This window comes from Streptomyces sp. NPDC041205 (genome assembly GCF_055591765.1).
The window spans coordinates 1,384,768-1,406,945 of record NZ_JBVIZH010000001.1; the positions used below are offsets into that span (position 1 = coordinate 1,384,768).

At 71.5% G+C, this 22,178-nt stretch carries 19 protein-coding genes, 1 tRNA gene and 1 riboswitch; of the genes, 7 read left to right on the top strand and 13 right to left on the bottom strand.

What is annotated here, in order from left to right; all coding sequences use genetic code 11:
* Positions 1-38: 38 nt before the first annotated feature.
* Both ACZ6BG_RS05960 and ACZ6BG_RS05965 read right to left on the bottom strand, forming a co-directional pair.
* Positions 39-1,385 (bottom strand): SPFH domain-containing protein, encoded by a 1,347-nt coding sequence (locus tag ACZ6BG_RS05960; RefSeq protein ID WP_468997348.1) that lies wholly within the window; start codon positions 1,383-1,385, stop codon positions 39-41.
* 40 nt (positions 1,386-1,425) lie between these two features.
* Positions 1,426-2,784, bottom strand: coding sequence for a peptidoglycan-binding protein (locus ACZ6BG_RS05965; RefSeq protein WP_468997350.1), 1,359 nt, complete (start codon positions 2,782-2,784; stop codon positions 1,426-1,428).
* A 255-nt stretch (positions 2,785-3,039) separates the two neighbouring features.
* Between ACZ6BG_RS05965 and ACZ6BG_RS05970 the strand changes: the two genes are divergently transcribed.
* From ACZ6BG_RS05970 to glxA, 4 genes are all read left to right on the top strand, one after another.
* Positions 3,040-3,113: transfer RNA gene (locus tag ACZ6BG_RS05970), tRNA-Lys, on the top strand.
* A gap of 390 nt (positions 3,114-3,503) precedes the next feature.
* A complete protein-coding gene (locus tag ACZ6BG_RS05975) occupies positions 3,504-4,217 on the top strand; it encodes a FadR/GntR family transcriptional regulator (protein ID WP_468997352.1) in 714 nt (237 codons plus the stop codon).
* Positions 4,218-4,541: 324 nt separating this feature from the next.
* Positions 4,542-6,557 (top strand): glycosyltransferase family 2 protein, encoded by a 2,016-nt coding sequence (locus ACZ6BG_RS05980; protein WP_468997355.1) that lies wholly within the window; start codon positions 4,542-4,544, stop codon positions 6,555-6,557.
* Complete coding sequence (glxA, locus tag ACZ6BG_RS05985) at positions 6,554-8,491, top strand: radical copper oxidase GlxA (RefSeq protein ID WP_468997357.1); 1,938 nt, start codon at positions 6,554-6,556, stop codon at positions 8,489-8,491. Before ACZ6BG_RS05980 ends, glxA begins: the two co-directional genes overlap by 4 nt.
* A 141-nt stretch (positions 8,492-8,632) precedes the next feature.
* Here glxA and ACZ6BG_RS05990 read toward each other — a convergent pair whose 3' ends face one another.
* Positions 8,633-9,622: a glycoside hydrolase family 6 protein gene (locus tag ACZ6BG_RS05990; protein WP_468997977.1), complete on the bottom strand. Its 990-nt coding sequence runs from the start codon at positions 9,620-9,622 to the stop codon at positions 8,633-8,635.
* A 210-nt stretch (positions 9,623-9,832) separates the two neighbouring features.
* Between ACZ6BG_RS05990 and ACZ6BG_RS05995 the strand changes: the two genes are divergently transcribed.
* The 3 genes from ACZ6BG_RS05995 (at position 9,833) to ACZ6BG_RS06005 (ending at position 12,345) form a co-directional block, all read left to right on the top strand.
* The gene (locus tag ACZ6BG_RS05995) at positions 9,833-10,609 is read left to right on the top strand and encodes an ANTAR domain-containing protein (RefSeq protein ID WP_468997360.1); all 777 of its coding nucleotides are present in this window, start codon (positions 9,833-9,835) and stop codon (positions 10,607-10,609) included.
* 350 nt (positions 10,610-10,959) lie between these two features.
* Positions 10,960-11,109, top strand: a riboswitch (cobalamin riboswitch).
* A 34-nt stretch (positions 11,110-11,143) separates the two neighbouring features.
* A complete protein-coding gene (locus ACZ6BG_RS06000; RefSeq protein ID WP_468997363.1) occupies positions 11,144-11,371 on the top strand; it encodes a CbtB domain-containing protein in 228 nt (75 codons plus the stop codon).
* A 17-nt stretch (positions 11,372-11,388) separates the two neighbouring features.
* Positions 11,389-12,345: a CbtA family protein gene (locus ACZ6BG_RS06005; RefSeq protein WP_468997365.1), complete on the top strand. Its 957-nt coding sequence runs from the start codon at positions 11,389-11,391 to the stop codon at positions 12,343-12,345.
* A gap of 65 nt (positions 12,346-12,410) precedes the next feature.
* Here ACZ6BG_RS06005 and ACZ6BG_RS06010 read toward each other — a convergent pair whose 3' ends face one another.
* From ACZ6BG_RS06010 to ACZ6BG_RS06055, 10 genes are all read right to left on the bottom strand, one after another.
* Positions 12,411-13,037: a class F sortase gene (locus ACZ6BG_RS06010; RefSeq protein WP_468997980.1), complete on the bottom strand. Its 627-nt coding sequence runs from the start codon at positions 13,035-13,037 to the stop codon at positions 12,411-12,413.
* Positions 13,038-13,098: 61 nt separating this feature from the next.
* Positions 13,099-13,617, bottom strand: coding sequence for a hypothetical protein (locus ACZ6BG_RS06015; RefSeq protein WP_468997367.1), 519 nt, complete (start codon positions 13,615-13,617; stop codon positions 13,099-13,101).
* A 279-nt stretch (positions 13,618-13,896) separates the two neighbouring features.
* Complete coding sequence (locus ACZ6BG_RS06020) at positions 13,897-14,676, bottom strand: HAD-IIA family hydrolase (RefSeq protein ID WP_190113904.1); 780 nt, start codon at positions 14,674-14,676, stop codon at positions 13,897-13,899.
* A 79-nt stretch (positions 14,677-14,755) separates the two neighbouring features.
* Positions 14,756-16,438 carry an alkaline phosphatase family protein gene (locus ACZ6BG_RS06025; RefSeq protein ID WP_468997982.1) on the bottom strand — a complete coding sequence of 561 codons (1,683 nt, stop codon included), beginning with the start codon at positions 16,436-16,438 and terminating at the stop codon, positions 14,756-14,758.
* A complete protein-coding gene (locus ACZ6BG_RS06030; RefSeq protein ID WP_468997369.1) occupies positions 16,372-17,448 on the bottom strand; it encodes a 2-aminoethylphosphonate ABC transporter substrate-binding protein in 1,077 nt (358 codons plus the stop codon). The genes ACZ6BG_RS06025 and ACZ6BG_RS06030 overlap by 67 nt, the downstream gene beginning before the upstream one ends.
* A gap of 60 nt (positions 17,449-17,508) precedes the next feature.
* Positions 17,509-18,336, bottom strand: coding sequence for an ABC transporter permease (locus ACZ6BG_RS06035; RefSeq protein ID WP_468997371.1), 828 nt, complete (start codon positions 18,334-18,336; stop codon positions 17,509-17,511).
* Entirely contained in the window at positions 18,323-19,195 is an 873-nt protein-coding gene (locus tag ACZ6BG_RS06040) for a 2-aminoethylphosphonate ABC transporter permease subunit (RefSeq protein ID WP_468997375.1), read from the bottom strand. The genes ACZ6BG_RS06035 and ACZ6BG_RS06040 overlap by 14 nt, the downstream gene beginning before the upstream one ends.
* The gene (locus ACZ6BG_RS06045) at positions 19,188-20,240 is read right to left on the bottom strand and encodes an ABC transporter ATP-binding protein (RefSeq protein ID WP_468997378.1); all 1,053 of its coding nucleotides are present in this window, start codon (positions 20,238-20,240) and stop codon (positions 19,188-19,190) included. Before ACZ6BG_RS06045 ends, ACZ6BG_RS06040 begins: the two co-directional genes overlap by 8 nt.
* Positions 20,237-20,935, bottom strand: a complete 699-nt coding sequence (locus tag ACZ6BG_RS06050; protein WP_468997380.1) for a phosphonatase-like hydrolase — start codon at positions 20,933-20,935, stop codon at positions 20,237-20,239. The genes ACZ6BG_RS06045 and ACZ6BG_RS06050 overlap by 4 nt, the downstream gene beginning before the upstream one ends.
* 5 nt (positions 20,936-20,940) lie before the next feature.
* A complete protein-coding gene (locus ACZ6BG_RS06055) occupies positions 20,941-22,062 on the bottom strand; it encodes a TIGR03364 family FAD-dependent oxidoreductase (protein ID WP_468997382.1) in 1,122 nt (373 codons plus the stop codon).
* Positions 22,063-22,178: the final 116 nt, after the last annotated feature.

The window sequence follows — 22,178 nt, forward strand, 5'->3', positions numbered from 1 at the left end:
GCAGGCGCCCCGGGAGCGGGGACCGGGCGCCCCCGGCGTCAGGCGCTGTCGCCGCCCCGCCCCGTGCAGAACGCCACCGTCAGGTCCTTCACCAGCGCCCTGCGCTCGTAGTCGTCGAGCTCGACCAGGCCCCGCGTGGTCAGCCGGGTCACCGTGTCCTCGACGGAGTCCACCACCGACGTGAGCAGGCTGTCGCGGTGCCGGGCGTCGAGCGCGGCGATCCGGTGGCGGTGCATGGCGGCGGCGACCTCCGGCGCGTACTCGATGCGGGTCGGCTGCACCGAGAAGATCTCCACGCCCACCGGCTCCGTCTGCGCGGCGAGCGCCCGCGTGAGCGCCTCGCCGACCGCCTCCGCGTCCCGCAGCGTCGGCGCGTCGTCGTGGAAGGCGTCGGCGGGCAGCTTCGAGAGCACCCGCGCGGTGGTCGCCTCCACGCACTCCCGCAGATACTCCTGGTGGTCGGCGACGGCGAGCGTCGCCCGCGCGGTGTCCTTGACCCGCCACACCACGAGCACGACCACGCGCAGCGCGACCCCGGAGCGGTCCACGGCGGCCATCGGCTCGCTGCGCCAGTGCCGAAGGCGTACGTCGACGCGGCGCCGCAGCAGCAGCGGGTTCACCCACAGCAGCCCGGTGCGCCGCACGCTCCCCCGGTACCTGCCGAACAGCGAGAGCACCCACGCCCCGCCGACCCGCCCCCGCGCGAGCCCGCCGAACCCGAAGAGCGCCAGCGCCCCCGACCCGGCGAGCGCGGCCCACTGCCCGACGGAGATCCCGGCCGCCCCGCCGCCCCGGAGGTCCCCGGCGGGCGCCACCAGGTCCACCACCGGCTCCGGCAGCACCCCCGCCCACCACAGCGCGAGCGCGCACCCGGCCGTGCCGACACCGCCGCCGAACACCCCGACCGCCCCGGGCAGCACCCGCGCCCGGCGCTCGGCGAGCCCGGCGTCGAGCTGGGGCACGCAAGGCGCGGGCGGCACGGGCCCCACGGCCGCCCGACCCACCTGCCCCGGCCGCCCTGCCTGCCTCGCCTGCCCTGCCTGTCTCTGCTGTCCCTGCTGTCCCGCCCGGCCCGCACCACCCGCACCACCCGCGCCCTCCGCGCCCGCCGCGCGCCCCGGCCCGCCCGTCCGCCCGGACCCGGCCCGCCCGGACCCGCCCGCACTCCGCGTCCCGCCCGAGAGCACCGCCCCGCGCCGCACCACCGCCGGTCCGAGCGGTACGCCCGGCGTGCCGGACGCCGCCGCCATGTCCTGGGGGTCGTCGCGGAAGAGCAGGTGGACGGGGATCTCCGTGGTGGCCTCGCTGTGGATCAGGCGCGGCGAGCGGCCGGTCGGTCCTGCGCCCTCGCCGGATTCCGGCGGCCGCTGTGTCGTCGTACTCATCCGTGCCTCCGTCATGAGTTCCGTACCGCGCGAGTGCTCCTCATGCGAAGAGCCGCCGCCACGTCTCCGGCCCCGGCATCCCGTCGGCCGCCCCGCCCCGCCACCCCTGCGCCCGCTGGAACGCCTCGACCGCCCGCCGGTCCGCCTCGCCCCAGCGCGGCCCGGGCCCGCGCGCGTAGTACTTCCCGAACCCCGCGCGCACGAGCTGCCTGCCGAGCCGGGTCACGTGCTCGTTGGACTGCCCGGGCCGGAAGTACGCCTTGCCCGGGAAGGCGGGCGCGGCCGGGGCCCCCGGAGCACCGGGGGTGCCCTGGGCGGCGGGGATGTCCTTGCCCTTGCCGCCCACCAGGTACGCCCACGTGGTCGGGCCCGGCAGGCCGTCCGCGTCGGCGCCGGTCCAGCCCTGCGCCCGCTGGAAGGCCCGGGTCGCCGCCCGGTCGGCCTCGCCCCAGCGCGGCCCGGGTCCGGTCCGGTAGAAACGGGCGCCGCCGCGCGCCACCAGCATCTCGCCGAGCCGGGTGACGTGGTCGTTGGCGGCGCCGGGGCCGAAGTACCCGCCCCCGGGGAACCGCGCCGACGCCGGCCCCGAGCCCGCCTGCCCGGTCGGCCGCAGCCCGTTGTAGCGGTACGCCAGATAGCGGTGCCCGTTGTTCCAGTACGCGTACGGGGTGGCCTGCCTGCGGGCGTGCGGGCGGGCCTGTTCGTAGGCGAGGTAATAGCCGCGGGTGTAGTCGGTCCAGCCGCCGAAAATGGTCACGTGCGAACCTCTCTCCGGGTTCGCCGGATTGTGGAAGAGGAGAATGTCGCCGGGCTTCAGTTCTTCCTTGGAGATGCGGGTCGCATAACGGCCGAGGCTGCCCGTCCATTCGTTTCCGCCGAGATTCCAGGCCATCGAGACAAAGCCCGAGCAGTCCTGCCGGTAACCGTCGGCCGAGAACTTCTGCATGCTGTACGGCACCTTCGCCGCGACCCACCGCTTGGCCCGGGTGATGATCTCGGCGCGGCTGGTCGTGCGGGCCGCGGCGCTCTTGCCCGGCGCTCCGTGCAGGGCGCTCGGGCCGCGCTGGGGAGTGTCGGGGCCGTCCGCTCCCGGCAGGCCCGCGAGGGCTCTGGCCGAGGTGACGCGGGGCGGCTCGCCCGGCTGCGCGGGGCGCTCCCCTGCCCCTCCCACCTGTCCTGCGACCTGCTCGGACGCCACCGCGGGCAGGGTGTGGGCGGAGCCGAGGACGGAGCCGGCGGCGGCCGCGAGGACGAGGGCGCGGCGGGCGCCGTGGGCGGCCGGGTGGCCGCCGAGCCGCAGCGGCAGGGCGTGGACTCCGGAACGCCGCCAGTGCACGCAGCCCGGGCAGTCGCAGTCGTTCGCGGGCTCGAATTCCTCGAATACGGGAGCAGCCTCCATGCGATTCCCCTCACACTCCGGCGCATTCCCGACGACGTCGGGGAACGGGCCCGGGAAAGTCTCTCCGCGCGTCTGCACATCCGTCAGCTTCTCAACTGTCCGGGGATGGCGCATGTTGACGGTCCGAATGATGCAGCCCCCGCCCCCACGCCCTGCCCCGCCCTTCCCGGCCCGGCTCCGGCGGCCGCCCGAGCACCGCCCCCGGGGTGGTCAGAACCACCCCTCACCATCCGGTAGAGTTATCCAGGTCAGCAGGCGCCGCTAGCTCAGTTGGTTAGAGCAGCTGACTCTTAATCAGCGGGTCCGGGGTTCGAGTCCCTGGCGGCGCACAGACAGGCAAGGCCCTCCGTGATCACGGAGGGCCTTCGCTGTTGAACCACACCCGGCGGCAACCCACGAACCCGGCTGGGGGTCCGGGGGTCATCCCCCGGAAGATGCAGCATCAGCGGGTCCGGGGTTCGAGTCCCTGGCGGCGCACGACAGCGAGGGCGAGGCGTGTCCACAAAAAGCGTGGACCAGCCTCGCCCTCGTCTTTTCTGCGCGGCTTCGCCGCGCGTTGCGGGGGCTCCGCCACCCACACCCCCCTTCCGGCCGGCCGGGGCCGACCAAGCCCCTTCCACCCTGGCGGGAGCCTTCGTGCTGCTCACACCACGGGGCGGTGACACTGGCGCCCCCGCATGCCCCTGGGTCCTCGCGGGTCCGACCGCTACGGTTGCGCCATGCCACGCGACCTCCAGGAGCGGATCAAGAAGCTCATCATCGACCAGCGGCTGCCCTCGGGGGCCGTGCTGCCGACCGAGCCGGAGCTGATGGAGCGGCTCGGCGCCAGCAGGAACTCGGTGCGCGAGGCGCTGAAGGCGCTCCAGGCGATGGGCATCGTCGAGATCCGGCACGGCTTCGGCACCTACGTCGGACCGATGTCGGTGGCCCCGATGATCGAGGGCCTGACCTTCCGCACGGTCGCGGGCCACTACCGGGGCGAGGACAGCCTGCTCCAGCTCCTCGAACTGCGCGAGGCCGTGGAGACCGGCCTGATCGCCCGCCTCGCCGGGTCCATACCCCCCGCCGACCTCGCGGACCTCGACGCCCTCGTGGACCGCATGGACGCCGAGGCCGCCGGGCCGGACGGCTCCGTGCGCGCCGAGACCGACCGCGCCTTCCACGCCGCGCTCTACAGGTGCCTGGGAAACCGCCTGCTCAGTGAGGTCCTGGAGGCGTTCTGGGACGCTTTCCACCGGGTTCGTACGGACCTGGTGGACATTCCCCAGGACCCGAAGGTCACCTGCCGCCAGCACCGGGAGATCCTGGACGCGGTGCGCTCCTCGGACGTGCTCCGCGCCGAGCGGGCGATACGGGAACACTTCGGTAACATTCGCACCCGGCTGAGCGCACCTGCCTCAACAGCCCTCCCTCACCCCAGTTATGACCGGTAAACTGCTTGTTTCGCTCTTGCGATCATGCTTGGGCGCGTAGAACCCTGACGGGAGGCCCGGGCCCGGCCCGGCTCTCATGAGGCGTGCGGTACGGGGCAGTTGGGGGGCTCGCACGCCGGCGGTGAGAGTGCCCGCGTGAACGCCTGGACGGGGGTCCCCGCGTTCATGAACGGATGCCAAGGGGGGCATCATGCAACCGGAAGGTCGCCTTTCGCTGTCCTACGGGAAGGTGGCCTGCCACTGATGCGTCCGCGAAGGTCGAGGGGGACCGGGCGGGCCGAGGACCGACGAACACGCGGGCGATCGCGTGCGGGGGGATGACTCATGACGTCGACGCCGACGGGGCAGGGCAGCAACGACCCGTCCCAGACGACCCAGCTGCGGGTCCTCTCGAACCGCACGGGCGGCTTCAGACGCATCAAGAAATCGCTGCCACGGTACGACTACGAGCACTACAGCCGACTCGCGGGGCCCCTCACCCAGCCGGACCCGGCGAAGCCGTACAAGGTCCAGTACCGCTCGCTGCTGTCCCAGGAGCCGCACCGCCTGCGCGCCGCCCTGATGCTCGGCGCGGCCCCGCTGCTCTCCCTCGTCCTGCTCGCCTGGCTGCTGCAGCCCGAGCACTGGACGGAGCGCGACTACGTGGCGAACGACTGGCTGCCGGCGCTCGACATTGTCATGCTCGTCTCGATCGGCCTGATCGAGTTCTTCCGCTGCATGAACGTCGTTTCGAACGCACACGCCACCCTCGTCGCCCGCGACCCGATCCCCGTGGTGCCCGAGAACGGCACCCGCGTCGCCTTCCTCACCTCGTTCGTGCCCGGCAAGGAGCCGATCGAGATGGTGACGAAGACCCTGGAAGCGGCGGTGAAATTGCGCCACCGCGGACTCCTGCACGTCTGGCTGCTCGACGAGGGCGACGACCCGGAGGTGAAGGAGGTCTGCGCGCGCCTGGGCGTGCACCACTTCTCCCGCAAGGGCATCGCCAAGTGGAACCAGGCCAAGGGCCCGCACCGCGCCAAGACCAAGCACGGCAACTACAACGCCTGGCTGGACGCGCACGGCGACGGCTACGACTACTTCGCCTCCGTGGACACCGACCACGTCCCGATGCCCAACTACCTGGAGCGGATGCTCGGCTTCTTCCGCGACCCGGACGTCGGCTTCGTCATCGGCCCGCAGGTGTACGGCAACTACGACACGTTCGTCACCAAGGCCGCCGAGTCCCAGCAGTTCCTCTTCCACGCCCTGATCCAGCGCGCGGGCAACGCCTACGGCTCCCCGATGTTCGTCGGCACGTCCAACGCCGTACGCATCAGCGCGCTGAAGCAGATCGGCGGTCTGTACGACTCGATCACCGAGGACATGGCCACGGGCTTCGAGATCCACCGCCACAGGAACCCGGCCACGGGCAAGAAGTGGAAGTCGGTCTACACCCCCGACGTGCTCGCCGTCGGCGAGGGCCCCAACGCCTGGACGGACTTCTTCACCCAGCAGCTCCGCTGGTCGCGCGGAACGTACGAGACCATCCTCAAGCAGTTCTGGAAGGCACCCTTCTCGCTGCCCCCGGGACGGCTCTTCAACTACACGATGATGGTCATCTTCTACCCGATGTCCGCGATGAACTGGATCCTCGCGGCCCTCAGCTGCGCCCTGTTCCTGGGCCTCGGCGCGTCCGGCGTGAACATCGACCCGACCATCTGGCTGATGCTGTACGGCAACGCCTCGGCGCTGCAGATCGGCCTGTACATCTGGAACCGCCGCCACAACGTCTCCCCGCACGAGCCCGAGGGCTCCGGCGGTGTCGCGGGCATGGTGATGTCGGCGCTCTCCGCTCCCATCTACGCGCGCTCCCTGATGGACGCCGCGCTGCGCCGCAAGTCCAAGTTCGTGGTGACGCCCAAGGGCGACTCGGCGAGCCCGGACACGCTGTTCGGCACGTTCCGCATCCACTTGTTCTTCATCCTGGTCTTCGCCGGGTCCATAGCCGCGGCGTACGTGTACGACCACGCGCATCCCGCGATGATCATCTGGGCCACGTTCGCGCTGCTCATCACGGCCGCGCCGATCTTCGCCTGGCGGCACGGCATGCGGCAGGAGAAGAAGAAGGCCGCCGCTCCCGCCGCGGGCCCCGCCGAGCCGCAGGTGCCGCAGCCCCGGTACGCGGCCCCGACCGTGCACGCGCCACAGCAGTACCCGCAGCCGTACCCGCAGCAGCAGTACGCACCGCACTCCGCGCCCCCGCACACGCGGCCGGCGCCGCACGCGCCGCAGCAGAAGCCCAGTTGGGCCTCGAATGACGAGACCATGCAGACCGCCCTCGGGAGCCACGAACAATGAAAGACCCGTCCAGCCGCCGCCGCGTCCGCCGGATCGCGATAGGTACGGCGGTGGTACTGGCCCTGGCCGGAATGAACGGCCCCTGGCTGTGGCGCGTGGGCTCCGAGAAGTACCACAACTACAAGATCAACCAACCGGAGTACAAGGCCGACAACGGCCACTGGAAGGTGATCGACTTCCCGGAGGAGTACCGGCAGAACACGATCCACGCGTCGCTGCTGCACACCGGCAAGATCCTGATGGTGGCCGGGTCGGGCAACAACCAGAAGAACTTCGACGACAAGAAGTTCGACACCCGCCTGTGGGACCCGATCAAGAACACCATCAAGAAGATCCCGACGCCCGTCGACCTGTTCTGCACCGGCCACACCCAGCTCGCCGACGGCAAGCTCCTGATCGCGGGCGGCACCAAGCGCTACGAGAAGCTCAAGGGTGACGTCACCAAGGCCGGCGGCCTGATGATCGTGCACAACGAGAACCCGGACAAGCCGATCACACTGCCCGCGGGCACCAAGTTCACCGGCAAGAAGAACGGCAAGACGTTCGTGTCGAAGGACCCGGTGGTCGTCGAGCGCGCGAAGAAGGTCTTCGACAAGCAGACCGGCGCGTTCCTGCGGAACGACCCGGGCCTCGGCCGCATCTACGTCGAGGCGCAGGCGAGCGGCGCGAAGTACGAGACCGGCACCCAGGACAACTACCGCGTGCAGGGCCTCAGCGGCGGCGACACCCGCAACACGTACGGCATCGCGCAGAAGCTCGCCCTGGACAAGAAGGACTTCCAGGGTATCAAGGACACCTTCGAGTTCGACCCGGTCGCCGAGAAGTACATCAAGGTCGACCCGATGAACGAGGCCCGCTGGTATCCCACGCTGACCACGCTCACCGACGGCAAGGTGCTCTCCCTCTCCGGCCTGGACGAGATCGGCCAGCTGGTGCCGGGCAAGAACGAGGTGTACGACCCCGAGACCAAGAAGTGGACGTACACCAAGGGCGTCCGGCAGTTCCCGACCTACCCGGCGATCTTCCAGATGGCCGACGGCAAGCTCTTCTACTCCGGCTCCAACGCCGGTTACGGCCCCGACGACGTCGGCCGTGCCCCGGGCGTCTGGGACCTTGAGACCAACAAGTTCAAGAAGATCCCGGGCATGAGCGACCCGGACCTCCTGGAGACCTCCAACACCGTGGAGCTGCCGCCCGCGCAGGACCAGCGGTACATGGTGGTCGGCGGCGGTGGCGTCGGCGAGTCCAAGGACTCCTCGTCGAAGACCCGGATCGTCGACCTGAAGGAGAACGCCCCGCGGTTCCGCGACGGCCCGGAGCTGGAGAAGGGCACCCGCTATCCGCAGGCGTCCGTCCTGCCCGACGACTCCGTCCTCGTCTCCGGCGGCTCCGAGGACTACCGCGGCCGCGGCGCCTCCAACATCAAGCAGGCCCGGATCTACGACCCGACGTCCAACACCTTCGACAAGGTCGCCGACCCGCTCGTGGGCCGCAACTACCACTCGGGCTCGATCCTGCTGCCCGACGGCCGCGTGATGTTCTTCGGTTCGGACTCCCTGTACTCCGACAAGGGCAACACGAAGCCGGGCGTCTTCGAGCAGCGGGTGGAGATCTACACGCCGCCGTACCTGTACCACGGCTCCCAGCCCACCCTGGGCGAGGGCCCGAAGAAGATCGCGCGCGGCGGTTCCGGGACCTTCCCGACCCGGCACGCCTCGTCGATCAAGAAGGCCCGGCTGATCCGGCCGTCCGCCACGACCCACGTCACGGACATCGACCAGACGTCCATCGCCCTCGACATGAAGAAGACCGCGAAGGGCATCACGGTCACCGTCCCGAAGAACCGCAGCCTGGTCGAGTCCGGCTGGTACATGCTCTTCGTGACGGACGACGAGGGCACGCCCAGCAAGGCCCAGTGGGTGCACGTGCCGTGAGGAGAGCCCCGTAGGGGCGCGGGGAACTGCGCGACCAGCCACGAAATAGCCGCAGTCGCATCTGCCAAGTGACTCAGCAGATGCGACTGCGGCTTTTCGCGCGCTGAGCGCGCAGTTCCCCGCGCCCCTTAGGGCACCTTCCTAGCCGCTGGCCTTGGCTAGCTCCAAGGCGTACTCCGGGAACCACTGCCCGGCCTGCGGGCCACCGCGACACGTCCCGTCGGACTCCCCGGGCCGCTTGACCCATACATAGGCGTCGACAAGGTCATCACCGGTGTTGACGGTGGGAGCCTCACCGAGCGCCCGCCCGGGCGGGTTGCACCAAGGGTCCTTGCCCTTACCCGTATAGGGCCCGTTCCCATTGCGGCTGGTGTCGATGATGAACGGCTTCCCGCCGACCTTCGAGGACAACGTCTTGCCGTAGGCCTTGCTGGCGTCCGTGGTCTGGAAGTTGGAGACGTTCACGGAGAACCCGTCGGCCAGCTCGACGCCCGAGCGCTTCAAGGGGTCGTGCAGCGAGTCGGGCTGTGACCACCCCGCGTTGCCCGCGTCGAGATAGACCTTCGTGTTCTTCAGGGACTTGAGCTTGGCGACGGCACCCTTGAGGAGGTCGTAGCGCTCCTCGTGGAACTGCTCCGGCGTGCACTTGTCGACCATGTGGAGCACGGCGTCCGGCTCCAGGACGACCGTGGCGTGCCGGTCGCCGATGCCCTTGGCCACGCCGTCGATCCACGCGCGGTAGGCGTTGCCGTCGGCGGCGCCGCCCTTGGAGAACTGGCCGCAGTCGCGGTGCGGGATGTTGTAGAGGACGAGGAGGGCGTCCCGGTCGGCCTTCTCGGCGGCCTCCGTGTACCCGCGGGCCTCCTCCTCGGGCTTCTCCGGGCCGATCCACTCGCCGACGGGCTGCTCGGCGATCTTGCGGATCTGCTCGGCGTCGTCCTTCTTGCCGTCCTTGTCGTACGCGGCGACCTGCTTGGCGGCGTTCCCCTCGGGGTTGACCCAGAACGGGTCCTTGCCCTTGGGCTGTTGGCTGACGCCGCTGCCGGAGCCCTCCTCGTCCTTGCCGTCACCGTCCGACGAGCACCCGGAAAGCAGCAGCGCGGCCCCCGCGAGCGCCACTGTCACCGACACCCCCCTGGCCGCGTAGCCCCGCGCGCGACCTGTGATTTTGCGGTACATCCACTCCCCCTAGGGTGCACAGTCCGGTGCTCAATCCTGACATAACTGGGTGCGGCCCACGAGGCCCGACCGCCTCGGCGACACACCTGTAGGAGACCTGTTACAGCCTGCCGAACCGGGGTAGGCGAGGGGCCGTGGGGGGCGGGTAAGAAGGGGAGCGTCATGCTGGACCGCACCTCTGCGCGCAGGCTGGCGCAGGCCCTGGTGGAGGCCGCCGACACCACCGCCGACGACTTCGACGCGCAGCGTCACCTGCGCCGCGTCTGCCAGCACTGCGCCGAACTCCTCGGGGCTCTCGCCGTCGGTGTGATGTACGCCGACGCCGGCAGCGCTGTCCGCCTCGCCGGCAGCGACAAGGGCGGTGAGCTGGCCCGGGACCTCCTCGAAGCACAGGCGGCGGACGGCCCCTGCCTGGAGTCCTACGGCACCGGCTGCCCCGTGCCGCTCGTCCGGCTCACCTCGGCCGACGCGCTCGCCCGCTGGCCGGGCTTCACGGAGCGGGCCCGCGCGCGGGGCGTGGACGCCACGTTCGCGGTGCCGCTGCGGGCCCGCAAACGGGTGCTCGGCGGGCTCAACGTCTTCGTGGCGCCCGCGCAGAACGGGAACCGGCCCCACGTCCGTCCGCAAGAGGGCGAAGAGGACAGCGCGTTGGCGCTCGCGCAGGCGCTCGCCGACGCCGCCGGGGTCGGGTTGTACAACCACCGCGCGTACGCCGAGTACCGCGACCTCTCCCGGCAACTGCAAGCCGCCCTGACCAGCCGCATCCGCATCGAGCAGGCCAAGGGGATACTGGCCGAGCGCTGGCGGACCGGTCTGGACGTGGCCTTCGAGGCGCTGCGGCGGCACGCGCGCAGGGAGCGCCTGGTGATGGACGTGGTCGCCGGAATGGTGATCGAAGGCGCGCTGGACGACGCGACGTTGCTCGGCAAGGACTCGTAACCCTCTGGGACACGGGGTGGACTTGGCGTCAAAAGCCCTCTAGGCCACGGCCGTCTTCCGTTCTAGAGTCTGTCCTACGGCCCAAGCCCCCGGCCGGAGTTGCCTTATTTCACACCGTTGGGACCAACCACACCGTTGGGACCATCCAAGGCCTCCCGTGCCGGCGCCGGGTTTCTCCCGCAGCTCGAGCGCGCGCGGTCGAGGACCAGCCCGGTCGACGACTCCGGGGGGAGCGGGTCGTTGGCCGGGCCGGGTTGTGTCCGCGCCCGCCGCGCGCCGGGGCGCGCGCCGTGCACACGAGTCCGCACGTCAGGGGCGCGAGGACTGGTTGACAGTGTCCATGACCACCTGGGACTCTCCGGGCGACAAGTCCATACATCGAGGCGACGGTTGCCAGGAACCCGGTGCGACTCCGGGACGGTCCCGCCACTGTTACCCCGCGCGAGCCACCGCTCGCCCGCGCGCGGAAGTCAGGAACTGACCCGTCGTCCTCCTGCCATGGGGCGTGGAAACCCCAGAAGGAGGCCCACCGGCATGTCCGTCACGTCTGCGCACAGCGCACCACACAGCGACACGTCGGCGATACAGTCCGCGACGATCGAGACCCGCGACTGGCTGCTCGCCGCGGCCGCCGCGATCATCGCGCTGATCGCCCTGTACGCCGTCTTCATGGACAACGGCTCGCTGATCTCGGCGACCGGCGACTACCTGCACGAGTTCGCTCACGACGGCCGGCACCTCTTCGGTGCTCCCTGCCACTGATCGGGGCCGCACGCACCATGCCGACGTCCCCGAACTCCCCGAACTCTCCCACCGCTCCCGACACTTCCCCCGACCTCTCCCCCGACCTCTCCGGCGAACCCCCCAAGTCGCCTGAAACCACTGATACATCCGCGACCTCCGAGACGCCCGAGAGTCCTGGGACCCCCGGCACCTCCCGCGCCCCCGCTCGCGCCCGGACCGGCGGCTCCCCCGTGCTGCCGCTGCTCGGTCGCGGGATGGTCGCCGGAGCGCTCGGCGGGCTCGCCGCAGGACTGTTCTCGCTGCTGCTCGCCGAACCCCTGATGGACAAGGCGATCCGCGCCGAGGAGGCCCGTTCGCACGAGCACGAGCCCGCGGGTGGTGCGGTCCAGCACCACGAGGAGCTGTTCTCGCGCTCCACCCAGCACGCGGGCCTGGTGATCGCGCTGGTCGTGGCGGGGCTCGCGATCGGCGTGCTGTTCGCCGTCGCGTACGCGCTCGTGCACCGGCGTGATCCGCGGGGCAACCCGTGGCCGCGCGCCCTCGCGTTCTGCGCGGCCGCGTTCTGCGCCGTCTCGCTGTTCCCCGCGCTGCGCTATCCGGCGGCCCCGCCCGGGGTCGGCGACGCGGGCACGGTGGGCGACCGGCAGGAGATGTGGCTGGGCGCGGTCGTCCTCGGCGTGCTCGGCATGTTCCTGGTGTGGCAGGTGTACGTACGCCTCGCCGCGCGCCCCGTACCGGTGCGGCAGTGTGCGGCCGCCGTGACGGCGGTGGCGGTCCTCGCGCTCCTGTGGGCGCTGCCCGACAACCCCGATCCGGTCCCGGTCAGCGCGACCCTGCTGTGGGACTTCCGGATGCTGTCCCTGGCGTCGCACGTGCTGCTGTGGGCGGTGTTCGCGGGCGTGTTCGGCGGCCTCGGGCTGCGCGCCCTGCGGACGAGGGAGCCGGTCACGGCCGGTGCGGCGGGCTACGGCTCGGCGGCGCCGGTGAGTTAGCGGTCATGGCTTCGCGACCGCGGTGAGCCGGCGGTTACGGCTTCGCGGCCGCGGCGGGCCGGCGGCTACGGCTTCGCGACCCCGGTGAGGTAGGCGGACACGACCACGTTGGCCGAGTAGGTGCGGCTCGCGCGGTCGAAGGTGCCGCCGCAGGTGATCAGGCGCAGTTCGGCCCGACCCTCCTCACGGGGGCCGTAGGCCGTGCGCGCGCTGAAGTCGTCGCGGCCGAGGACCTGCACGTCGTCCACCGTGAACTCGGCGACGGAACCGTCGTCCCTGGTCACGCGCACCTTCTCGCCGGGGCGCAGGGCGCTGAGGTGGTAGAACACGGCGGGCTTGGACTCGGTGTCGACATGCCCGACGAACAGGGACGTGCCGCGGGCGCCGGGGCGCACCCCGCCCCCGTACCAGCCCACGACACCCGGCTGCGCGAACGGCGGCGGGTCGATGGCGCCCTCCGCGTCCAGGCCGCGGGCGACGACGGGGGCGCGGACGCCGAGGCCCGGTACGTCGACGCGCTGCGGGCGGGCGGCGGCCAGCGGCTCGTGCGGGGGCGGCAGGTCGACCCCGGCGGGGCGGCCGACGGCGGCGACGTCGCCCGTCGTCGGGTCGGAGAGGCCGCCGCGCACGTCGGTGATCTCGTTGCCCCACAGCCACAGGCCGACGAGCAGGAACGCCCAGGCCACGCCCATGACGAGACGGCTCGTGCCGGGCGGGTGCGGGACGGCGTCCGGGTCCGGGCCCGTCACGGTGTCACTCCGGTCGGCGGCGGCGGACGCTGCGCAGCGCCACGGCGACGGCCGCCACGCCCGCGAGGACCAGGCCGACGACGGCGTGCCGGGTGCCGGGGCCCGCCTCGTCGGCGGCGGCCGCGGCCGAGGTGAGGGGGGCGGTGCCGCCGCCTCCGGCGCGGACCGGGGCGGTCGGGGTCTGGGGCGCTCCCTTGACCTGGACGGTGCCCACGCCCTGGTGCGGGTGTCCGTCACAGGTGACGGTGATCTCGTACGTTCCTGAAACGCCCTGCCGGATACGGGTCGTGCCCGACAGCGCGCCCTTCCCCCCGTCCCGCCCGGTCAGCTCCGCCTCCCGCACGAACGCCCCGGACCCCGCCGCGCCGGTGGTCCCTTCACACCCCTCGACCCGCACGTCGACCCGCGCCCCGGGGGCGGCGCTCTCGGGGGTGACCTGCGCCTTCACCTTGTCCTGATCATGCGCGAGGGCTGGCCCCTGGGCCAGTGCGGCGACGAGGACGGCGGCCCCCGCGCCACGCACGGCAACCGAACATATACCCATCGTGAACCTCCTGTACCAGCAGGTTCCCGCCCTCCCGCGACCCGCGCATCCCCGACACACCCGTCCGAGGGCGAGGGCGCGGGGGCGCCGAGGTGAGCCCCGTAAGGGGCGCGGGGAACTGCGCGCTCAGCGCGCGAAAAGCCGCAGACGCGTCTGCTCCGTGCTCGGCAGACGCGTCTGCGGCTTTGTTGTGGCTGGTCGCGCAGTTCCCCGCGCCCCTTACGGGGCACGTCCCCCGGCCCGCCCCGCAGGGAACTCTCAGACCCTGTCGACCAGGTCCGCGATGGAGTCGACCACGTTGGACGGGCGGAACGGATGCCGGTCGATGTCCGCGCGGGTCGTGAGACCCGTGAGGACGAGGAAGGTCTCCATTCCGGCTTCCAGTCCGGCGAGGACATCCGTGTCCATGCGGTCACCGATCATCGCGCTCGTCTCGGAGTGCGCCCCGATCGCGTTCAGCCCCGTCCGCATCATCAGCGGATTCGGCTTGCCGGCGAAGTACGGCTGCTTGCCGGTCGCCTTGGTGATGAGGGCGGCGACGGCGCCGGTGGCGGGCAGCGGCCCCTCCGTGGAGGGCCCGGTCTCGTCCGGGTTGGTGCAGATGAAGCGGGCGCCGCCGTTGATGAGCCGGACGGCCTTGGTCATGGCCTCGAAGCTGTAGGTGCGGGTCTCGCCGAGGACGACGTAGTCGGGGGCGTGGTCGGTGAGGACGTACCCGATGTCGTGCAGGGCGGTGGTGAGACCGGCCTCGCCGATGACGTACGCGGTGCCGCCGGGCCGCTGGTCGTCGAGGAACTTGGCGGTGGCGAGCGCGGAGGTCCAGATGTTGTCCACGGGGACGTCGAGGCCCATGCGGTTGAGCCGGGCCTGGAGGTCACGGGCGGTGTAGATGGAGTTGTTGGTGAGGACGAGGAACGGCTTGCCCGAGTCCCGCAGCTTCTTGATGAACGCGTCGGCGCCGGGGATCGGCACGCCTTCGTGGATGAGCACGCCGTCCATGTCGGTGAGCCACGATTCGATGGGCTTGCGCTCTGCCATGGGGTGCACTCCTGCGGTCTGCGCGAACTGATGCTGCTGGGGGCGCCGGGACGACAGTGTGCCGACGCCCCCAGCCTAATCACGATGCGCTGATCTTCACCCCGTCGATCACCCAGAACCAGTTGTTGCCTCCGGTGTAGCGGAAGTGGACCCGAGCGGTCCGGACGCCCGCCGGGACCTGGAGCCGCAGCGACTCGACGACGGAGGGGGTGTCGACGGCGTAGGTCTTCACGACGACGGGCGCCCCGCCGTCGTAGGAGACGAGCACCTGGCCCCGCTGCGGCGCCTCGTGGCGGTAGAAGGTCGTGTACTTGAGGGTGGCGGCGGCCCCGCCCCGCACCTCGTACGCGGGACTGATCAGGGTCGAGTCGAAGGTGCCGGTGACGGCCTTGTCGGACCACTCGTCGCCGTCGGCGACGGCGAAGACGTTCCGGGCGCGGATGTTGAGTTCGCGCTGCTGGTCGCGCTGGGTCTTGGTCCAGAACTCGTCGGTCGTGAACGACCAGCCCCGCCACTCGGTGACCCCGCCGCCGCCCATCCGGGAGTTGTCGACGGACCAGCCGCTCGGCGGGGTGTGCGTGAAGCCGATGACGCCCGCGCCGACGCCGGTCTCGTCGACGGGCGGCTTGAGCGTGGCACGCAGCGCGTCGAAGTCGTCCTGGGACGGCTGCTGTATCGGGCGGCCGTCCAGGCCCCAGGCCGGGTCGATCGGGACGCCCAGGTGCACGAGCGCGCTGGCGGCGACGTCGGGCATGCGCACGTCGTGCCGCACCGACCCGGCCGCCGTCCCGCCGCCGCGCGCGATGAGGAACGTCTGCCGCTCGGCCCAGCTGGACCCGCCGTGCCCACCCGCGTCGGTGTGCCCGTGGTCGGCGGTGATCATGATCAGCCAGTCCTCGTCGCCGTACGAGGCACGGGAGGTGACGGCGGAGACCAGCTGACCGACCTGGCCGTCGGCGGTGCGGATGGCGTCCAGGTAGGCCTGGCTCGCGGCGCCGCTGCTGTGCCCGGCGTGGTCGATGTTGTCGAGTTGCACGAACACGGCGTCCGGGTCGGTGTCGCGCAGCCGCGCGACGGCCCGCGCGGTGGTGCCGGTGTCGTACTCGGCGGCCGGTGTGGACACCCGGGCGTCGACCTTCGGCGAGAAGACCGTGTCGGTGATGGGCGCCCAGGAGGACACGGCGTAGGTGTTCAGGGACGGCTTCGCGGCCTCGGCGCGGGTCATGAAGTCGGGGTAGCGGGCGAGGTCGTGGCCGGTGAAGTCGTTGTTGAGGACCTTGTGCTTGTCGGGCCAGACGCCGGTGAGGAGCGTGGACCAGCCGGGGCCCGACGAGGTGGGGGCGAGCGGGTTGGCGTAGAGGGCGCTGGGGGCGGTGAGGCCGTCGGCCATCAGGGACGTGAGGGTGGGAGCCGCGGCGTCCTTGATGCGGTTCAGGAGCGCGCCGTCGAGGCCGATGATCAGGACCTTGGGCTTGCGCGCGGCGGCGCGGGCGACGGTGGCGAGCGGTCCGGCGGTGACGGCGAGGGCGGCGCCGAGGGACGCGGCGGAGACGAGGAGCGAGCGGCGGGACGGGCCGTGGGGCACGGGAAACTCCAGGTGAGTTGGGGGGCGAGACGTGCGGGCATGCCGACGCCCCTGGCGGTGCAGGGGCGTTGGTCCGGGCTCGTTGCCGTCGGAGGCGACGGCGAGGGTGCTCAGCTGCCGGTGGCCGACTTCCAGTCCTCCACGTACGACTTGAGGTTCTTGGAGATGTCGTCCCAGTCCGGTTCGAAGACCTCGACGCCGTCCATGAGCTTGTCGAGGGCGATGGCGTTGGCGTCGGTGGCCTTGACGTCCTTGCGGGCGGCGAAGCCACCGCCGATCTCGCTGACCTGCGCCTGCGCGGTGCGGCTGAGCAGGTAGTCGAGGAACTTCTTGGCGTTGGCGCTGTGCGGCGCCTTGTTCACCAGACCGGCCGCGTACGGCAGGGCGAAGGTCGTGGGCTTCTTGCCCTTCTTCGCCGGGAACCAGATGCCGAGGTTCGGCATGTCCTTGGACTGCGCGTAGTTCATCTGGACGTCGCCGTTGGCGACGAGCAGTTCGCCCTTGTCGACCTTGGGGGCGAGCTTGCCGGTGGAGGCGGACGGGCCGACGTTGTTGGACTGGAGCTTCTCCAGGTACTTCATGGCGGGTTCCTTGCCGCCGAAGTCGTGCATCGCCTTGATGAGGACGGCGGTCCCGTCGCCCGCGACGCCGGGCGTGGAGTACTGGAGCTTGTTCTTGTACGCGGAGTCCGTCAGCTCGTCCCAGGTCTTGGGGGCCTTGGCGCCGCCCAGTTCCTTCTTGTTGTGGATGAACCCGAAGTAGTTGTTCACGACGGAGGTCCACTTGCCGTCGGACGCCTTGTTGGCGCCGTCGACCTGCTCGGACCCCTTGGGCTCGTACGCCTGGAGCAGGCCCTTCTCGTCGGCCTGCTGGATGAACGGCGGCAGCGTGACGAGGACGTCGGCCTGGGTGTTGGACTTCTCGCGGACGGCGCGCTGCACCATCTCGCCGGAGCCGCCCTCGACGTACTTGACCTTGATGCCGGTCTTCTTCTCGAAGTCCTTGAAGACCTTGTCGTACCAGCCGTCGCCGTTCTCGCCCTTGAGGCCGTCGGCGCTGTAGACGGTGACGACCTTGGCGTCGGAGGCGGCGGAGTTCCCGCCGCAGGCGGTGAGGGTGCCGGCGAGGACGAGGCAGCCGGACAGGGCGGCGAGCGTGCGGACGGGGACGCGGGGGTGGCGGGACATGACGTGTCGTACTCCTAACGAGTCACAACGGAACACAGGGGACGGGGAGTTGGGGGGTGGTCAGCGGTAGGAGGCCTTCGTGCGGACCCTCGACACGGCGAACAGGACGAGCAGCGTCGCCGTCATGAGGACCACGGCGAGGGCGGCGCCGGTGAAGGTGGCGCCGCGGTCGGTGGCGGCGTAGATCCGCACGGGCAGCGGGGTCCAGTCCGGTGGGTAGAGCATCATCGTGGCGCTCAGCTCGCCCATGGACAGGGCGAAGCAGAGCCCGGCGGCGGCGGTCAGGGACGGCAGCAGCAGGGGCAGTTTCACCCGCCACAGGACGTACGCGGGCCGGGCGCCCAGGGACGCCGCGGCCTGCTCGTACGCCGGGTCGAGACGCACGATGGCGGCCGCGACCGACTGGTAGGCGAACGCCGTGACAAGAATGGCGTGCGCGAGGACGACGATCGTGGACGTGCCGTTGAGGATCATCGGCGGCTTGCTGAAGGCGACGAGGACCGCGAGGCCCACGACCACCGACGGCACGGCGACGGGCAGCATGAACAGGGTGTCGAGGGTCCGCCCGCACAGCCGGGACAGCCGTGACGTGCCGCCCCCGCGCCCCTTCAGCGCGGCGGCGGCGAGGGCGGCCCAGGTGCCCGCGGCGAGCGCGATGAGGCTGGCGCCGAGTGCGGTGAGCAGGCTGGTGGTGAGGGCCTGGAGGGATTCGCCGCGGGTGGCGGCCGAGTAGTGCTCGCCGGTGAAGCCGGACGGGAACGCCCCCGACCAGTGCCCGGCGAACGACGCCGCCACGATCACGAGCAGCGGCAGCGCGAACAGCGGCAGGAACAGCACGAAGAAGAGGGCCCAGGTCGCCCACTTGCCCTTGCGGCTATGCACCAGCACGACGGCTCACCACCCGGTAGAGGCCGTAGAGGCCCACGGAGATCGCGATGTTGACGACGGCGACGACACAGGCCGCCGGGTAGTCGGACTCCAGCATCGCCTTGCTGTAGACGAGCATCGGCAGCGTCGTGACGTCCTTGGCCCCGGTGAAGAGCACGATCCCGAACTCGTTCAGGCACATCACCAGGACGAGGCTGCCGCCGGCGGCGAGCGCGGGCAGCGCCTCCGGCAGGATGACCTGCCGTACGACCCGCAGGGGCCGCGCCCCCAGCGAGGAGGCGACCTCCAGCTGGGCCGTGTCGATCGCCGAGAACGCGGCGAGCAGCGGCCGCATCACGAACGGCGTGAAGTACGTGATCTCGGCGAGCAGCACGCCCCACGGCGTCGTCAGGAACTGGAAGGGACCGTCCCCGCCCGCCCCCGTGGCATCCGTCCACAGCCCGTTGGCCATGCCCTTGGTGCCGTAGACGAACAGCAGCGCGAGCGTGATCAGGAACGACGGGAAGGACAGGAACACATCGATGAACTTCGCGACGGCCTTCCCTCCGGGAAACGGCACGAACGCGATGACCAGCGCCAGCGCGAACCCGAGCACGAGGCACCCGACCGTCGCCCCCACGGCCAGCCACACCGTCGTCCCGAGCGCCTCCCGGAACGACTCGGACGCGAACACATCGGAGTACGGCTGCAGCGAGGTCCCGCCCGTGTCGGGCCGCACGGACTGCTGCACGACGAGGGCGAGGGGGTAGAGGAAGACGAGCCCGAGAAGGGCGACGGGCGGCAGAGCCCATGCCCATGTGGGCACCTTGAGAGGGGGCTTGGCCTTCTTCGTCGGCGCGGTGAGCGTGACGCTAGTCATGGGTGACTCCCGCGGAGAGCAGCACCGCGTCCTCGGGGGCGAAGTGCACCGTGACCTCCTCGCCGAGCGAGGGCGGCTTCCTGAGTTCCCGAAGGTCGGCCTTCACCGGCTGCCCGTCCACGTCGACGTAGAGCCGATGCGTGGCTCCGCGCCACTGGACCTCGGTGACGGTCCCGGCGAGCGCGTTGGGCCCGGGCCCAAGCCCGACCAGATGCGGCCGCACACACAAGGTCGCCGAAACCCCCGCGGCCACCTCCCCGGTGTCGACCTTCAACTCGGCCCCGCCCAGGGAGACCGACCCCTCCCCCACAGAGACAGGGAGCAGATTCGCGTTGCCCACGAACGAAGCCGTGAACTCGTTCCGGGGCCTCCGGTAGAGCTCCTGCGGAGTCCCGCAGTCCTGCAACCGAGCCCGGTCCATGACGGCGATCCGATCGGCGAGGGTGAGCGCCTCGACCTGGTCATGGGTGACGTACAGAATGGAGACGTCGGGCAACTCCCGATGCAGACGGGCGAGTTCGGCGAGCATCCCGGACCGCAGCTGCGCGTCGAGCGCGGACAGCGGCTCGTCGAGCAGCAGCACCCCCGGCCGGATGGCAAGAGCCCGAGCGATGGCGACACGCTGCTGCTGCCCTCCGGACAGCTCCCGGGGATACCGCTTGGCGTAGGCGCCCATGCCGGTCAGCTCGAGCGCGTCGGCGACCCGCCCGGGGATCTCGGCCCGCGAGACCTTCTGCGCCTTGAGGCCGAAGGCCACGTTGTCCTCGACCCGCATGTGCGGGAACAGGGCGTACTGCTGGACGACCATGCCGATGCCGCGCCGGTGCGGCGGCAGCGAGGTGACGTCGCGGTCGCCGATGAGCACCCGCCCGGACGCGGGCCGCACGAACCCGGCGACGGCCCGCAGGGCGGTGGTCTTGCCGGAGCCGGACGGCCCGAGGAGCGCCATGACCTCGCCGGGCTCGACGGTGAGATCCAGGCCGTCGAGTACGACGTTCCCGCCGTACGCGACCGACACGGAGTCGAAGCGTATGCCGCTGCTCATCGGCCGGAACCCCGGAGCAGCGCGGGCAGTTCGGCGACGGAGCCGAGGACGTGGGTGGCCCCGGCGTCGGTGAGGGCCGCCGCGTCGTGGGCGCCGGTGAGCACCCCGGCGACGACCGAGGCCCCGGACCGCACGCCGCTGCGCATGTCGTACGCGGTGTCACCGGCGACGGCGATCTCGCGGACGTCGTCGGCGGCGCCGGTGCGCAGGAACGCGGCGAGGACCATGTCGGGGTAGGGGCGCCCGCGGCCGCCCGCGTCGGCGGGGCACAGGGTGAGGGCGACCAGGTCGCGCCAGCCGAGGGCGGCGAGGATGGCGTCCTGGGTGACGCGGGCGAAGCCGGTGCTCAGGACCACGGTCAGGCCGTCGGCCCGCAGCTCCTCGATGGCTTCGCGGGCGCCGGGGACCGGGGCGATGCGACCGCCGTCGACGAGCTGCCCGTACGCCTTCTCGAAGGCCACGTTCGCCCGCCGCGCGAGCGCCTCGTCGCCGAACAGGTGCCGGAAGACGGAGATCTTCGACTCGCCCATGGTGGCGCGGACGTACTCCAGTTTCGCGGCGTGGTCGGCGGAGCCCTCCTCGACGCCGAGTTCGCGCGCGGCGGCGGCGAAGGCCTGCTCGACCAGGCCGCCGTCGGCGACGGTGGTGCCCGCCATGTCGAGCACCACGAGTCGGACGTTCTCGTACGCGGTCATCTCCGTCACCATCCCAGCTCGTCGGCGGTCTTCTCGGCGATGGCGGGCGAGCAGGTCATGCCGCGCCCGCCGGGCCCGGTGACCAGCACGACGCCGTCGCGCACCTGCTCGCGGTGGACGACCCGGCCGGTGTCGACGCACTGCGCGTACACCCCCGCCCAGCGCCGCCTGATCCTCGGCAGCGGGCGCCCCAGGAAGCCCTCGACGACCTCGGTGAGGTGGTCGTAGGGGTCTTCGAGGGTGTCGAAGGCGAAGGGGTGTTCGTACTCGTGGGTGTCGCCGATGGTCAGGCCGCCGTCGGCGCGCTGCACCATGAGCAGCTGCATCTTGTGGGCGGCGGCGGTCGGCGCCTGGGCCTGCCCGGCGTTGAGGGCGTCCAGCTCCGGTGACTTGTACGCCGGGTAGTAGCGGAAGCTGTCGGCGTCGGCGACGGACGTGGTGAGGGGCTCGCCGAGCGGGGCGGTCTGCATCATCTGGAGGCGGACGCGGCGCACCGGCAGCTCCGGCGCGAGCTCCCGCACGAGCCCGCCGAGCCAGGCGCCGGTGCACAGCACCACGACGTCGCCGCGGTGCACGTCGCCGTGGTCGTCGCGCACGGTGCCCGCGCCCACGACCTCGCGGACCTCGCGGCCGGGCAGGAAGGTGTAGCGGGGCGACTTGAGCAGCTCCGCGCGCAGGTGCAGCTGGGCGGTGCGCGGCTCGACGGCGGCGTCCCGCTCGCACCACAGGGCGGCGGTGAACTCGCCGCGCAGGGCCGGGTTGAGCGCGCGGGCCTCGGCGGCGCCGAGCAGCTTGTAGCCGCGGGCCGCCGCGTCGGGGCGGGCGAGCGCGGCTTCGGCGACGGCCCGCTCGCGCTCGTTGCGTACGAGGGTCAGCGAGCCGATGGCCCGGAAGCCGAGCCCCGGGACGCGGGCGCCGATGTCCTCCCACAGCTCCCGGGCGCGCAGCGCGGTGTCGAGCTCCTCCCCGCCCGCGCGGCCGCTGACCCATATCTGGCCGAAGTTGCGGAGCGACGCCCCGCGGGCCTCGCTCTCGCGCTCGATCTGTACGACCTCGTGGCCGCGCTCCACTGCGTGCCAGGCGTGCATGGTTCCCACCACGCCGGCTCCTACGACGATGACTCTCACGACGGCAACGCTCCTGTCGACGGGTGACCCGGCGGGGGCCGGTTGGCAACGGGACGGTGAACGGCCCATCAAGCTTGGACTAGACCCGTTATCGTTCCGTAATCATGAGGGGTCGA